15 protein-coding genes are annotated in these 14,167 nt (G+C 67.1%); 3 read left to right on the top strand and 12 right to left on the bottom strand.

Going from position 1 to position 14,167, the window contains the following annotated elements:
* Positions 1-28: 28 nt before the first annotated feature.
* The 6 genes from E2L08_RS04080 to phaC form a co-directional block, all read right to left on the bottom strand.
* Positions 29-1,381, bottom strand: coding sequence for a glutamine synthetase family protein (locus E2L08_RS04080; protein ID WP_133395788.1), 1,353 nt, complete (start codon positions 1,379-1,381; stop codon positions 29-31).
* Positions 1,378-2,079 (bottom strand): type 1 glutamine amidotransferase, encoded by a 702-nt coding sequence (locus E2L08_RS04075; RefSeq protein ID WP_240758109.1) that lies wholly within the window; start codon positions 2,077-2,079, stop codon positions 1,378-1,380. Before E2L08_RS04075 ends, E2L08_RS04080 begins: the two co-directional genes overlap by 4 nt.
* Positions 2,076-2,627, bottom strand: a complete 552-nt coding sequence (locus tag E2L08_RS04070) for an adenine phosphoribosyltransferase (RefSeq protein WP_133395787.1) — start codon at positions 2,625-2,627, stop codon at positions 2,076-2,078. The genes E2L08_RS04075 and E2L08_RS04070 overlap by 4 nt, the downstream gene beginning before the upstream one ends.
* Positions 2,628-2,667: 40 nt before the next feature.
* A complete protein-coding gene (gene phaR / locus E2L08_RS04065; protein WP_133395786.1) occupies positions 2,668-3,219 on the bottom strand; it encodes a polyhydroxyalkanoate synthesis repressor PhaR in 552 nt (183 codons plus the stop codon).
* A 130-nt stretch (positions 3,220-3,349) separates the two neighbouring features.
* Positions 3,350-3,856 carry a Phasin gene (locus E2L08_RS04060; protein WP_133395785.1) on the bottom strand — a complete coding sequence of 169 codons (507 nt, stop codon included), beginning with the start codon at positions 3,854-3,856 and terminating at the stop codon, positions 3,350-3,352.
* A gap of 293 nt (positions 3,857-4,149) precedes the next feature.
* Complete coding sequence (phaC, locus tag E2L08_RS04055; protein ID WP_133395784.1) at positions 4,150-5,952, bottom strand: class I poly(R)-hydroxyalkanoic acid synthase; 1,803 nt, start codon at positions 5,950-5,952, stop codon at positions 4,150-4,152.
* Positions 5,953-6,103: 151 nt separating this feature from the next.
* Between phaC and phaZ the strand changes: the two genes are divergently transcribed.
* On the top strand, positions 6,104-7,423 hold the full coding sequence (gene phaZ, locus E2L08_RS04050; protein WP_133395783.1) for a polyhydroxyalkanoate depolymerase: 1,320 nt from the start codon (positions 6,104-6,106) through the stop codon (positions 7,421-7,423).
* A gap of 2 nt (positions 7,424-7,425) precedes the next feature.
* Here the strand turns inward: phaZ and E2L08_RS04045 are convergent, their stop codons facing one another.
* Together E2L08_RS04045 and E2L08_RS04040 are read right to left on the bottom strand one after the other, a co-directional pair.
* Positions 7,426-8,340, bottom strand: a complete 915-nt coding sequence (locus tag E2L08_RS04045; protein WP_168771043.1) for an alpha/beta hydrolase — start codon at positions 8,338-8,340, stop codon at positions 7,426-7,428.
* Between the two features lie 8 nt (positions 8,341-8,348).
* Positions 8,349-9,089: an alpha/beta hydrolase gene (locus tag E2L08_RS04040; RefSeq protein WP_133395781.1), complete on the bottom strand. Its 741-nt coding sequence runs from the start codon at positions 9,087-9,089 to the stop codon at positions 8,349-8,351.
* Positions 9,090-9,289: 200 nt separating this feature from the next.
* Between E2L08_RS04040 and thrS the strand changes: the two genes are divergently transcribed.
* The gene (gene thrS / locus E2L08_RS04035) at positions 9,290-11,236 is read left to right on the top strand and encodes a threonine--tRNA ligase (protein WP_133395780.1); all 1,947 of its coding nucleotides are present in this window, start codon (positions 9,290-9,292) and stop codon (positions 11,234-11,236) included.
* On the opposite strand, the gene E2L08_RS04030 is transcribed toward thrS, so the two are convergent.
* Complete coding sequence (locus E2L08_RS04030) at positions 11,233-11,574, bottom strand: arsenate reductase family protein (RefSeq protein WP_133395779.1); 342 nt, start codon at positions 11,572-11,574, stop codon at positions 11,233-11,235. The genes thrS and E2L08_RS04030 overlap by 4 nt on opposite strands.
* 158 nt (positions 11,575-11,732) lie before the next feature.
* On the opposite strand from E2L08_RS04030, the gene E2L08_RS04025 reads away from it, so the two are divergent.
* The gene (locus E2L08_RS04025; RefSeq protein ID WP_133395778.1) at positions 11,733-11,939 is read left to right on the top strand and encodes a cold-shock protein; all 207 of its coding nucleotides are present in this window, start codon (positions 11,733-11,735) and stop codon (positions 11,937-11,939) included.
* Positions 11,940-11,998: 59 nt separating this feature from the next.
* Here E2L08_RS04025 and E2L08_RS04020 read toward each other — a convergent pair whose 3' ends face one another.
* The 3 genes from E2L08_RS04020 to E2L08_RS04010 all read right to left on the bottom strand — a co-directional run bounded on the left by E2L08_RS04020 (position 11,999) and on the right by E2L08_RS04010 (position 14,115).
* Positions 11,999-12,304 (bottom strand): hypothetical protein, encoded by a 306-nt coding sequence (locus E2L08_RS04020; protein WP_206076962.1) that lies wholly within the window; start codon positions 12,302-12,304, stop codon positions 11,999-12,001.
* Between the two features lie 87 nt (positions 12,305-12,391).
* On the bottom strand, positions 12,392-12,790 hold the full coding sequence (locus E2L08_RS04015) for a DUF2177 family protein (RefSeq protein WP_133395777.1): 399 nt from the start codon (positions 12,788-12,790) through the stop codon (positions 12,392-12,394).
* 62 nt (positions 12,791-12,852) lie between these two features.
* Complete coding sequence (locus E2L08_RS04010; protein WP_133395776.1) at positions 12,853-14,115, bottom strand: carbohydrate porin; 1,263 nt, start codon at positions 14,113-14,115, stop codon at positions 12,853-12,855.
* Positions 14,116-14,167: the final 52 nt, after the last annotated feature.

The raw sequence follows: 14,167 nt of genomic DNA, 5'->3' as shown, positions 1-14,167 counted from the left end.
TGGCGACCGGCCGCTCGCGGGCGGTTCGTCAGACATTGATGAGCAGGTGTTCCCGTTCCCAGGGCGAAATCGCCTGGAGGTATTCGTCGTATTCGGTCGTCTTGACGATCGAATAGACCTGCGAGAATTCCGGCCCGAGCAGCGCGCGCAGGTCCTCCGCGCGCGCGAACAGGTCCAGCGCATCGTACAGCCCGCGCGGCACCGCGCCCTCCGAGGCATAGGCATTGCCCGTCATCTCGGGGGCGGGGTCGCGTTCTTCGCGTAGACCCAGCAACCCGCAGGCCAGCGATGCGGCGATCCCGAGATAGGGGTTGCAGTCCATGCCGGCGATCCGGTTCTCGACGCGGCGGGCCTCGGGCTCCGAGATCGGGATGCGCAACCCGGCGGTGCGGTTGTCGCGCCCCCATTCGAGGTTCACGGGGGCGGCGAACTCTTTCACGTAGCGCCGATACGAATTGACGTAGGGCGCGAGGAGCGCGATGGCCGAGGGCAGGTGCCGTTGCAGCCCGCCGATGAAATGGCGGAACGCGGCCGTCTCGGCGCCGTCCGCGTCCGAGAACACGTTCCGCCTTTGCGCGTCCAGCAGGCTGTGGTGGATATGCATGGAGGATCCGGGCTCCCCCTCGATCGGCTTGGCCATGAAGGTCGCGAAACACCCATGGCGCAGGGCCGCCTCGCGGATCAGCCGCTTGAAGAAAAATATCTCGTCGGCCAGCTTGACCGGGTCGCCATGGCGCAGGTTGATCTCGAGCTGTCCGGCGCCGCCTTCCTGCGTGATCCCGTCGATCTCGAAGCCCTGCGCCTCGGCAAAATCGTAGATGTCGTCGATGACGGGGCCGTATTCGTCGATGGCGCTCAGCGAATAGGCCTGGCGCGCCGCCGCGGCGCGGCCGGTGCGCCCGATCATCGGCGCGATGGGCACGCCGGGATCGGTGTGGCGCGCGACGAGGTAGAACTCCATCTCGGGGGCGACGACGGGGGTGAGCCCCATCTCGGCATAGGCCGCGACCACCCGCCTCAGCACGTTGCGCGGGGCCGTGGGCACGGGCGTGCCGTCCTGCAACGTCATGTCGTGGATGACCTGAAGCGTCACATCCGCCGTCCAGGGCGCCGCGGTCGCGGTCGCGTAATCGGGCGTCAGGATCATGTCGGGCTCGGTCGCGCTTTCGGGCAGGGGCACCTCGGCCCAGCCGCCGGTGATGGTCTGCTGGAATATCGTGCGCGGCAGGTAGAACCGCGATTGACGCCCGAACTTGGTCGCGGGCATGGCCTTGCCCCGCGCGATGCCCGGCAGGTCCGACACGATGCACTCGACCTCGTCGGGGCGGCGTCCGTCGAGCCAGAGCCGCGCCGCCTCGGGGATATGGTCGAGCCAGCTCATGCCCCTGCCCTTTCCATGTCGTCCGTCGCGCGGAAGAACGCGGCCAGCCGCGCGCCGGCCGCCGCGCCGTCAACCGGCAAAGCCGCATCCGCGACGGCCTGCGCGCGCATCTCGGGCGGCACGGTCGCGCCGCGCAGCTCGGTCATGCGGGCGATGATGTCGGGCGAGAACTCGGGATGGGGTTGCAGCGTCTCGACCCGGTCGCCGACGCGGAACCCGGCGTAGCGGGTGAACCCGTTCGACGCCGTGACGCGCGCGCCTTCGGGCAGGCGCGTCACCTGGTCCTGATGCCACGCGTTCAGATGCACCTGCGCGCCATCCCACTCGTAACGCCGACGCCCCACCGCCCAGCCCCCGGCGAATTTCTCGACGCGGCCGCCCAGCGCCTGCGCGATGATCTGATGGCCGAAACAGATGCCCACCAGCGGCACCCGCGCGGCCACGATATCGCGGATCAGTGCCTCGAGCGGGGGAATCCAGTCATGCGCCTCGTAGGCCCCGGCCCGCGAGCCCGAGATCAGCCATCCCTGCGCGGCCCGCGGCCCCTCGGGAAAGACGCCGTCGCAAACCGGGTAGACGGACCAGTCGAAGCCCGGCCCCAAAAGCCGGGCATACATCTCGGGATAGCCGCCGTGATCGGCGGCCAGTTCGGGGGCGGTGTGGCCGCATTGCAAAAGCCCCAGCCGCATCGGCGTCATTCGCCGTCGAACGCGCAGAGCGTTTCGACCCGCAGGCCCATCCGTTCCAACCGCGCGCGACCGCCCAGCGCGGGCAGGTCGATCACGAAGCTGCATCCGATGACTTCGGCGCCCAGCCTCTCGCAAAGCCGAACGCCCGCCTCGGCGGTGCCGCCCGTAGCCAGCAGATCGTCGACCACCAGCACCTTTTCACCCTCGGCCAGCGCATCGTCATGGATCTCGACCGTCGCCTCGCCGTATTCGAGCTGGTATTCCTCGGACAAGGTGGCGCCGGGCAGCTTGCCGGCCTTGCGCACGGGCACGAAGCCCACATTGAGCTGATGCGCGATCGCCCCGCCCAGAATGAACCCGCGCGCCTCGAGCGCCACCACCTTGTCGAAGCGCTGCCCCGCAAAGGGGTCTAGCAACTGGTCGACGCAGATCCGGAACCCCCGCGGATCGGCGAAAAGCGAGGTCACGTCGCGGAACATGATCCCCGGCTTGGGAAAGTCGGGGATCGTGCGGATATAGTCGCGCACCGTCTTGCGGGGCGGAACGGTGGCATTCATCGTCTGGCCTTTCGGGAAATCGCCGGGCGCGGGGCCGCGATCAGTCGTTCATCCGGTCGAGCTGTGCCTGGAGCGCGGCGAGGTGGCGCTTGATCGCCTCGAGATCGTCGGCGGTATCGGCGGGGGGCGGGCTTTCGGGCTTGGGCTGCGGCTTGCCGCCGGGCGTCGGCCACGACCCCGTCAGCGCCTTGAGGAACGCCTCCTGCTGCTGGCGCATCGCCTCGAAGCCGGGAACCGCCGCCATGGGCGACATGCCGATCACGCGGTTCTGGCTTTCGCGCAAAAGCTCGAAGCTCTGTGCGAGGAATTGCGGCACGACCGATGTGGCCTGCGTGGAATAGCTGCGCACGAGATCGGTCAGCACCTCGAGCGGCAGGACGTTCTCGCCCTTGGACTCGTGCTCGGCGATGATCTGCAACAGGTATTGGCGGGTCAGGTCGTCGCCCGATTTCAGGTCGACGATCTGGACGTCCCGCCCCTCGCGGATGAAGCGGGCGATATCCTCGAGCGTGACGTAATCGCTCGTCTCCGTATTGTAGAGGCGGCGGCTCGCGTACCGCTTGATGAGCAGCGGCTTGGTCTCGTCCGACACGGGGGCCGACTCCTTCTGCTGGGCCGATCCAGACTAGGAGCGTGCCGCAGAAAAAGAAAGGGCGAGCTGTGACAGCTCGCCCTTGCAGGACAGCGCCGCGGGGAGGACGCGGCGGGAGGTCCCGGTTCGCTTATTTCGCGGTCTGCGCCTGCTTGACGGCGGCGTCGTTCGCGCTGGCGGCAGCACGCTTGGTTGCGTCGCTGGCGTGGGTCGCGGCATCGCTGGCCTTGTAGCCGGCGTTCTGCGCGGCCTTGGTCGCGTCCTGCGTCATGTCCTTGCCGGCGGCCAGCATCAGCTCGACGGTTTCCATCTGCGCGGTCTTGGCGACCTCGCCGAAGGCGGCCATCGTCTCGGCGGTGATCTCGGCCTGGGCCGAGGCGAAATCGGTCATCGCCTTGGCGTAGTCCTGGGGCTCTTCACGGGTGGCGACCAGGGCGTTCATCTTGCCCAGCGTGTCCTTGGTGTATTTCGCCGACAGGTCGGTCGATTTCTCGACGGCCTCGAAGGCGACCTTCGACATCTTTTCGCCGAAAGCGGCATAGGACCGGAAGCTGTCCTGCATCGCCGACATGTCGGTGGGGAAAGCCGCCATCATGTCCTGCATCATCTTGGTGTAGTCGGTGTTCGCGGTGGCCATGATATCGCTCCGTGTTCAGGTTCGCGGGAACGGTTGCCGCCCCGCATGTCTCTAACTGTGTCAGAGATATGCCTGCTGCAGTGCAGCATTTCAAGGGAAACGGTCATTCCGGCGCAAATTTCTTTGCAGTTGCAGCATCGGCCCGCAAACTGTTGACGATAGGGTAGTTTCCCTGCGGGCGGCGCGTAAGGCCCTGCCCCTGTTGGCGCAAACTGCGAAAAACATCCCTGCCGGATCGGCCGCGTCCTGGCCGAATCGGCCCGCCCGGCGGCGATGCCGCATATGCGAGAGCTTCAGTCCGGCCGGCCGCCGATGACATAGGTTCCCGGCGCGTCGGCCAGCACCTCGCGCCCAGCGCCCGGTATCCGCGCCGGCACCTGCCGCCCCGAGCGTTTGGCCAGCCACGCGCCCCAGCGGCCCCACCACGACCCCTCGTGGAACTCGGCCGCCGCCTGCCACTCCTCGGGGGTGCCCGACCAGTCGCCGTTGGTGTAATGGCCGTATTTCCGTTTCGAGGGCGGGTTCACGATCCCCGCGATATGGCCCGATTCCGACAGGATGAAGGTTCTGGACCGGCTGCCGGTCTTTTGCATCCCGCGGAACGAGGATTTCCATGCCGCGATGTGATCGGTCTCGCAGGCGATGGCGATGAGCGGCACGGTCACGTCGCGCAGGTGCACCGTCTCGCCGCAGATCTGGAACCCCTCGGTCGCGAAAAGGTCGGACTGGCACAGGCCGCGCAGGTAATCGACCGCCATGCGTGCGGGCAGGTTGGTACCGTCGCCGTTCCAGAACAGCAGATCGAAGGCGGGCGGGGCCTCGCCCATCATGTAGCTGCGCACCGCCGGCTTGAAGATCAGGTCGTTGGAGCGAAGGAAACTGAAGGTCCGCCCCATGTAGAACGAGTCGAGATAGCCCTTGTCGCTGACCTCGCGCTCGATCCCGTCGACGAAATCGTCCTCGAGGAACACGCCGACCTCGCCCTGGTTCGAGAAATCGGTGAGCGTGGTAAAGAACGTGGCGGAGTTCACGCTCCTGTCGCCGCGCCGGTGCATGAGGGCCAGCGTCAGCGCCAGCGTGGTGCCGCCGATGCAATAGCCCACCGTGTTGACGCGGTCCTCGCCGGTGATGTCCTTGACCTCGGCGATGGCGCGCAGGAAGCCGTCCTCGACGTAATCGTCCAGCCCGACCTCGGCATAGCTCGCGTCGGGATTGACCCACGACACCACGAACAGCGTGATGCCGCGATCGACCACCCATTTGATGAGGCTGTTCTTTTCCTTGAGATCGAGGATGTAGAACTTGTTGATCCAGGGCGGAAAGATCACCAGCGGGGTGCGGTGGACGGTCTCGGTGGCGGGCGCGTACTGGATCAGCTCGAACAGGCGGTTGCGGAACACGACCTTGCCGGGGGTGGTGGCGATGTTCTCGCCCACGCGGAACGCTTCGGGATCGGCCAGCGTCACGAGCAATTCGCCATCGTTGCGTTCGAGATCGCGCACGAGGTTCTCGAGCCCGTCGACAAGGCTTTGCCCCTCGGTCTCGACGGCGCGTTGCAGCGCGTCGGGATTGGTGCCCAGGAAATTCGTCGGGCTCATCATGTTGACGATCTGCTCGGAGAAATAGCGCAGGCGGCGGCGATCGCGTTCGGGCAGGCCCTCGAGCTCGTCGATGGCCTGCATCACCGCCTCGCCATTCACGAGGTATTGCTGCTTGAGATAGGCAAAGAACGGGTTGTCGCGCCACGCATCCGACGCAAAGCGGCTGTCGCCCGGCGCCGCGTCCGGCGGGGCCGACAGATCGCCCCGCGCCAGACGCTGCTGCGCCTCGAGATAGGTGGTGAGCGTCCGCCCCCAATAGCCCACCTGCATCTCCATCAGGCGCGCGGGATTGGTGAACATCTCGGTCATGTAGGCCCCGGCGGCCCGCGCGTAGAGATCGGTGCCCGGCCGCGTAAGCTCGACCGGGACCTCGCGCTTGTGGCTCAGCGTGGCGACCAGCCGGGCCGAAAGCTCTTCGAGCCGGGCGAGGTTCGCGGTCATCTTTTGCGACAATTCCGCAGCATGCGACGTCGGAGCTGCGTCATCGGTTGCCATGCGGATCCCCCCGGACTAAATTTCTGCGTTCCCGCCCGACTGCGGGGCGGTGCCGCGACAGCGCGACCAAAGCGTAGGACAGCCCGCTGCCGCCAGTCTAGTGAACCCAGCGGCAAGATTACAGCCGTCCCGCGACGGCGGAAGGATACCGATGCGCATTCCGATGAGCTACGACATGATGGAAACGGCGCGGGTTACGAACCAGTGGCTCGGCGCGACCGCGCAGGCCATCGGGGCCTACCCGGCGATGGGCATGGTGCCCAACCCGATGTTCCAGCTACTCTCGGCCTGGGGCGACATCACCGAGCGTAGTTTCGACAGGATGGTGTCCCGTCCCGACTGGGGCATCCACACCGTCACCGGCCCCGACGGGCGCGACCACGTCGTGACGATCGAGACCGAGGTGGACCGCCCCTTCGGCAACCTGATCCGGTTCCAGGTCAGCGGGCGGCCCGACAAGCCGCGCAAGGTGCTGGTCGTGGCGCCCATGTCCGGCCATTACGCGACGCTTTTGCGCACGACGGTGAAAAGCCTCCTGATCGACGCCGAAGTGTGGGTGACGGACTGGCACAACGCGCGCGACATCCCCGTGTCCGAGGGCAAGTTCGATATCGAGGATTACACCCGCTATCTCGTGGATTTCATCCGCGCCGTGGGCCCCGAGGCCAATGTCGTCGCGGTCTGCCAGCCCGTGCCGCTGGCGCTGGCCGCGACCGCGTGGCTGGCCGAACATGCCCCCGAGGCGCAGCCGCGGTCGCTGACCCTGATCGGCGGGCCGGTCGATCCCGACGCGAACCCGACCGAGGTGACGGATTTCGGCCGCCGCGTGACCATGGGGCAGCTCGACCGCATGGTGATCCAGAACGTCGGCATCAAATATGCCGGCACGGGGCGCATGGTCTATCCGGGTCTTTTGCAGCTCGCATCCTTCATCGGCATGAACAGCGAACGGCATGCCAACGCCTTCTGGAACCAGATCGTCGCCAAGGCCAAGGGCGACGCCAGCAATAACGACCGGCACAACCGGTTCTACGACGAATATCTCGCCGTGATGGACATGACGGCCGAGTTCTACCTCTCGACCGTTGAACGAATCTTCAAGAAACGCGAGATCGCGACCAACAGCTTCACGCTGGACGGGCAGCCGGTCGATATCGGGCGGATCACGCAGGTTCCGGTGATGATCGTCGAGGGCGAGGATGACGACATCTCCGCGCCTGGACAGTGCCTCGCCGCACTGGATCTGCTCACCGGGCTGCCGCCCGAGCGCACCAAGGTCCATCTCGAGCCCGGCGCGGGGCATTACGGCATCTTTGCCGGGCGGTCGTGGCGGCAGAACATCCGCCCGCTGGTGCTGGACTTCTTCGACGCGGCGGCGGGCGACACCAAGGCAGCGCGGGCGGCGAACGTGCACTCGGCCAGGCATGACCGCGCGCATCCCCATCACGGCACCGACCGCACCCCGATCTGAGCTCAGAGCCCGGCGACCCAGTCGAGAATGCGCTGCGTTACCGGCTCGGTCAGCGCGGGGCTGAGGATGTCGCCCGCGAGGACGTGGTTCGACGGGTCCATCCCCTCCTGCGCCGGAATCTCGACGGTGGTGACGGGCGCGCCCCACTCGGCCATCTGGGTGCGGATCGCCTCGGGGCTGACCACCTTGTCGTCGGGCGAATAAAACAGCAGCGCGGGCGCCTCGGCCTCGTTCAGCGGCGCGTCCTGCGCGAGCCCGATCACGCGCTGGACGGGCACCAGCGCCTCGGTCGGATAGCTTTCGGTCCAGTAGAGCGCGTGGTCGGGGTTCTCGGGCGCGAAACCGCCCGTCGGCCCCAGCACCCAGGGCAGCCAGATGCGCGCGCCCGGCCATTCCAGCAGGAACGCCCCGCGCCGCGGCACGCCGAAAACCGGCGAGATCAGAACCGCCGCATCGACCCGGTCGGGATAGCGGGCGGTCGCGATGGCCGTCAGCGCCCCGCCGTTCGAGGTGCCGATCAGCATGACCCGCTCTCCGATCCGTTCGCCGACGGCGAGCGCCTCGGCCATGTCGGCCAGCCAATCCTCGACCCGCGGCTCGGCCATCGCCTCGGAATCGCGTCCATGACCGGCGAGCCGCGTGTAGCACACGTTGGCGCCCAGCGCGTCGGACAGCCGTTCGGGGATCGGGCGGAGCTCTTCGGACGAGGCCGAGAAGCCGTGGATATAGACGATGGCCCAGTCGGTCCGTTCGCCGGTCTCGCCCGCCCAGAGCACGCGCTTTTCGGTGCCGGGCACGATATTGTCGAACGTCGCCTCGCGCGCATCGAGCCACGCGTCGACCTCGCCGTCGATCCGGGGCGGCGCGGGCATGTCGGCCCCGCAACCCGCAAGCGCCACCGCGCAGGCAAGAGCCATCGCAGCCCTCATGCGAGCGCCCCGAGCACATCCTCGACCGCCCCCTCGATCAGGCGCAGGCACGCCGGGTCCGAGAACCGGTGATCGGCCCCCTTGACCAGCGTGAGCCGCACGTCCCCATCGAGATGATCGAGCAGCCGCAGCGCCACCGAGGGCGGCACATCCACATCCGCCGTCCCCTGCAACAGCCGCACCGGCCCGAATTGCGGCACCGGGCCGCGCAGCACGAGATTGTCGCGGCCGTCCTCGATCAGGCGGCGGGTGACGACCATGGGTTCCCCGTATTCCGAGGGCAGCTCGACCCGGCCATGTTCCGCCAGATCGCGCCGCTGCGCGTCGTCAAACCCCGCCCACATGCTGTCCTCGGTGAAATCGGGCGCGGCGGCGATGCCGACCATCCCGGCCACCCGATCGATCCGGCGCTGAACGAGGAACGAGATCCACCCGCCCATGGACGACCCGACCAGGATCACCGGCCCGTCGGTCAGCGCGTCGATGGCCGCGACCGCGTCCTCGGCCCAGTCGCCGATGCAGCCCTCGTCGAAGCGGCCGGACGAATCGCCATGCCCCGAATAGTCGAACCGCAGGAACGCCTGCCCCCGCGCCGCGGCCCAAGCGTCGAGATGCTGCGCCTTGGTGCCGTTGCGATCCGACCGCAGCCCGCCGAGAAACACCACCGAGGGGGCGCGCCCCTCGCGGCGGTCATGGGCCAAGCGTCTCCCCATCGCGGTCTCTAGCATATCGGTCATCCTTCGGTCGTCTCCGTTCTGTCCCGCGGCGCCCCCGGCACGGGGCGCGCGCACGCCATGCACATAGCCGGAAAATCGCGCGCGTCCCGCGGGCCATGGCGTCGCGGCCGCGGTTGACAGGGCGCGCGGGCTTCGCCACATGGCGGTGACATACTTGCAACCGGGCGTTCCGTGGGCGCCGAACCGACGAGGAGGCCCCGATGGCCCAGATTTCCCTCACCTTTCCCGATGGCAATGCGCGCAGCTTCGACGCCGGCGTGACGGCGGCCGAGGTCGCGGCCTCGATCTCGAAATCCCTGTCGAAAAAGGCGATTTCGGCGCAGGTGGACGGCGCGCATTGGGATCTGCAATGGCCCATCGCCCATGACGCGCGGATCGCCATCAACACGATGGACGATGCCGAACCGGCGCTCGAACTGGTGCGCCACGACCTCGCGCATATCATGGCCCGCGCCGTGCAGGAGATCTGGCCCGATGTGAAGGTCACGATCGGCCCCGTCATCAAGGACGGCTGGTATTACGATTTCGACCGCGAAGAGCCTTTCACCCCCGAGGATCTGGGCCGGATCGAAAAGCGGATGAAGGAAATCGTCGCCGCGCGCGACCCGGTCCGCACCGAGGTCTGGACGCGCGACTGCGCCGTCGCCCATTACAAGGAGCGTGGAGAGCCCTACAAGGTCGAGCTGATCGACTCCATCCCCGGCGACGAGCCGCTGAGGATGTATTGGCACGGCGACTGGCAGGATCTCTGCCGCGGCCCCCATTTCCAGCATACGGGCCAGGTCGGCGCCGATACGTTCAAGCTGATGAGCGTCGCAGGCGCCTTCTGGCGCGGCGACAGCAGCCGCCCGATGCTGCAACGCATCTACGGCACGGCGTTCCGCACGAAAAAGGATCTCGACGCGCATCTGACCATGCTCGAAGAGGCCGCGCGCCGCGATCACCGAAAGCTCGGCCGCGAGATGGACCTGTTCCACATGCAGGAAGAGGCGCCGGGCCAGGTCTTCTGGCATCCCGGCGGCTGGACGATCTACACGACGCTCCAGGACTACATGCGCCGCCGACAGCGCGCCCAGGGCTATCGCGAGATCAACACGCCGCAGGTCGTCGACCGCAAGCTGTGGGAGGCGTCGGGCCACTGGGACAAGTACCAGGAGCATATGTTCATCGTCGAGGTCGACGAGGAACACGCCCGCGAAAAGGCGGTCAACGCGCTCAAGCCCATGAACTGCCCCTGCCACGTTCAGGTCTACAAGCAGGGTTTGAAATCCTATCGCGACCTGCCGCTCAGGCTGGCCGAGTTCGGATCGTGTTCGCGTTACGAGCCGTCGGGGGCGCTGCACGGCATCATGCGTGTGCGGGGCTTCACGCAGGACGATGCGCATATCTTCTGCACCGAGGACCAGATCGAGGATGAATGCGCGCGCTTCATCCGGTTCCTCAGCCAGGTCTATGCCGATCTCGGTTTCGACGAGTTCGAGATCGCCTTTGCCACGCGGCCGGAAAAGCGCGTGGGCAGCGACGAAAGCTGGGACCATGTCGAGGGCGCGCTGCGCGGCGCCATCGAACAGGTCGGCGCCGAGTACCGCGTCGAGGAAGGCGACGGCGCCTTCTACGGCCCCAAGCTCGACTTCTACCTGACCGACGCCATCGGACGCGTCTGGCAATGCGGCACGTTCCAGGTCGACCCGAACCTGCCCGAGCGGCTCGATGCGAGCTATATCGCCTCGGACGGTTCGAAAAAGCGCCCCTTCATGCTGCACCGGGCGATCCTCGGCTCGTTCGAGCGGTTCATCGGCATCCTGATCGAGAACTACGAGGGCAAGCTGCCGCTCTGGCTCGCCCCGCGGCAGGTCGTCGTGGCCTCCATCGTGTCCGAGGCCGATGCCTTTGTCGAAGAAGTCACCGACTTGCTGATCGCCGCGGGCCTGCGCGCCGAGGCCGATACCCGCAACGAAAAGATCAACTACAAGGTGCGCGAACACTCGGTCGGCAAGGTGCCCGCGATCCTCGCCATCGGCGCGCGCGAGGTCGAGGACCGGACGGTATCGGTGCGGCGGCTGGGCGACAAGCGGACCCGGACCGTCGATCTGGATACGCTGATAGCCGAGCTCAGCGCCGAGGCGACCCCGCCCGACCTGCGCTAACCCGAGAGCGCGGCGCGGATCTCGGCGGTCCAGCCCAGATGCGCGCCGCTTTCGGTACGGATCACCGGCCGTTTCATCAGCGCGGGGTGCGCCACCAGCAGATCGGCCGGCGGCCTCGCACGTTCGTCCTCGGACAGCCCGCGCCATGTGGTCGAGCGGCGATTGACCAGCGCATCGCCGAAACGTGCCAGCAGATCGTCGATCTCGTCACTGGTCAGCGGCTCGGCCCGCTGGTCGCGCAAGGTCACGTCGTGGCCATCCGCGGCCAACGCGCTCCGCGCCTTGCGGCAGGTGTCGCAGGCGGCAAGCCCGATCACGGTGAGAGGGGATGCGGTCAATTCTCGTCCTCCGGTTGATGTTTTGCTTGCATTTCCACGCGACTGTTTTTCAATTCGAAACGCCGGTCGGATCTACGGCGGGGCTTGAGCCCGTTGCGTGGTAAGGATCGGCGGACAACTCGCCGCGTTCGCGCGGTAACAGACCTGGAGACGACGTTATGCCGACTGGCACCGTGAAATGGTTCAACACGACCAAAGGTTACGGCTTTATCGCCCCCGATGGCGGCGGGCAGGACGTGTTCGTCCATATCTCCGCCGTCGAACGCGCCGGAATGACCGGGCTCGCCGACAATCAGAAGGTCAGCTACGAGCTGATCTCGGGTCGCGACGGCCGTCAATCGGCGGGCGAGTTGCAGGCCCTCTGACACCGTGCCCCGCCGGCACACGGCCCGCCACGGCGGGCCGTTCCCTTGCCGCACGGCGGTCAGTCGGCGAAATAGCTGTCATTGCCCTTGAGCGGAACGGCGCGGGGGGCCACCGTGCCCTTGTAGGTCGGGACATGCCGGCGCTGCGTCACCGGGTGCTGCATCATCTGGCGATAGCCCAAAGCCTGGTTCGGCTGCCCGCAAAGGATCGTGCCGTCGATCGTGCTGGGCCGAAGCCCGGCCGGGCAATAGTTCTCGTGCGTCGGGTTGAACGCATATAGCGGCACGCCCGAACTCGCCCCGGCGGGCACGGCGGCGGTCAAGGCGATGGCGGCAAGGGCCGCCGTGGCTGCGAAACTCTTCATCATGTCCCCCCGGATTGCAGGAAATCGACCGGCTGGCGCGGCCCTGCCGACGAGGTTAGGCAGCGCGGCGCGGCCCGTCAATTCGGCTCAGGCCAGCGCGCGGACGATGACCACCCCCGCCCAGGCCGACACGCCGGTCAGCACCGTGCGCCAGATCGTGTCGGTCGCGACCATCGTCCACGACCAGTTGCGCATGATCGACATCGACGTGAACTCGAACGTGCCGTAGGCCATGAAGCCCACCACCGCGCCCTGCACCAGGGCCTGCATCGGCGCATCAGCCCTGAGCGCCGGCATCGAGACCAGCCAGACCAGCGCCAGGGCATAGGCGGTGTAGAACACCGCCGCCGGGGCCATCATCGGGCTGTCGCGCATCGCGTCGCCCAGATGGCGCGTGAAGAGCGGCTTCATCACCGTCGTCAACGCGATGGCGTCGATCACGAGGAACACGATGGCTGTCGCGAGAAACAGGAACAGGAAGGTCATGGGCGCGAGGCTCCGGGGTTGGGACGGGTCGCATGCGACCTGGCCCGCTTGTGCCCGCCGTCTCACCACCAATGTTCGACCTGTAGCCCGTAGGTCGTGCCGCGCGTGTGGTCATAGGCCGAAGCGAACCCGCCGCGATCCGCCTCGGCGTTCCAGTCGGCATGGGTCACGTAGGCGCGAAAAGACGGCCGGTCGAAGAAATCCGGGCCGCCGGGCTTCCACTCCAGCGCAAGCGTGGCCTTTCCCAGAACGTCCGTGTCGCCATCGTCGCTGGTCACATCGATGCCGGCCTCGAGCGCGAAATGCAGATCGCCCGCGATGCGCCAGATCGGCCGCGCGCCCAGCGAATACCACTCGCGCCCGTGCGATTGCAGCTCGGCCACGGCGGTAGACTGCATCGAGAAATCACGGTCGAGGTTCACGAGATGCGTGGCGATGAGCCTCGCGCCCACCTCTTCGTCGCGGGCATCGGCATCCGAGAAATAGAACATCGTATGCCCCGCGCCCCAGCCGAGCTGACCGGTCAGCGACAGCGATCCGCCCAGCACCCCGCCGCGCTCGGCCTCGACCGACAAGAGCCCGCCGCCATCGGCGCGCGTCGTGTATTCATCCTTGGCGAAACGCAGATCGAGCGCGCCGCGCAGGGTCAGATCCTCGTTGACCTCCCAGCTTTCGATGCGTGCCTCGATCCGGCGATAGGGGCTGCCCTCGTCCAGCGCCGTCTCGACGTCATAGGTCGAATGCTCGAACAGCGCGAGCGACAGCTCGCCCTTGCCGAACGGGATCTGGTCGATCCCGACGCCGAGTCCGGTCGCGTTCCAGTAATAGAAATCGTGGATATGCGTGTCCTGCCGGTAATAGAACCGCTGCCCGGCCCAGACCCGCGCCCCGGCCAGCGCACCCGTCTCGGTGAAATTGTCGAGCGCGAGCCAGCTTTCGACAAGGAAACTGTCCCAGTCGTCGTAATCGTTGAGCGGCCCGCCGTTGAACGCGGCCCGGAAATGCGCCTCGACGGTCGGCCCCCCCGAGCGGTCGCCGAAGGTCAGCGTCAACCCCGGCTCGATATAGGTTTCGCATTCATTGCCGAGCCGGTATTTCGCCGGCGCATCGGGAAGCTGGAAACAGCGCTGACCGCCCCCGCCGAACCGCGCGCCGACGCCGGACCTGAGATAGCCGAAGCTCTCGATCTTGAAGGTTTCGCCCTCGTAGATCACCGGCCAGCCGGGATCGCCCGATCCCCCGTCCTGTGCCAGACCCACCTGCGCGACCAGCGACAGGGCCGCTGCAACCCCGAGGACACGGCTCATCGCGAACCCCTCCGCCATTACCCTACTCTTCACAGCATGGGCCGATTTGCCACGGGGGCAAGAACGGGGC

Source organism: Palleronia sediminis (genome assembly GCF_004358695.1).
Lineage (GTDB): Bacteria > Pseudomonadota > Alphaproteobacteria > Rhodobacterales > Rhodobacteraceae > Palleronia > Palleronia sediminis.
The sequence above is the reverse complement of the archived record's forward strand: the minus strand, read 5'-3'. Positions and strand labels throughout refer to the sequence as shown.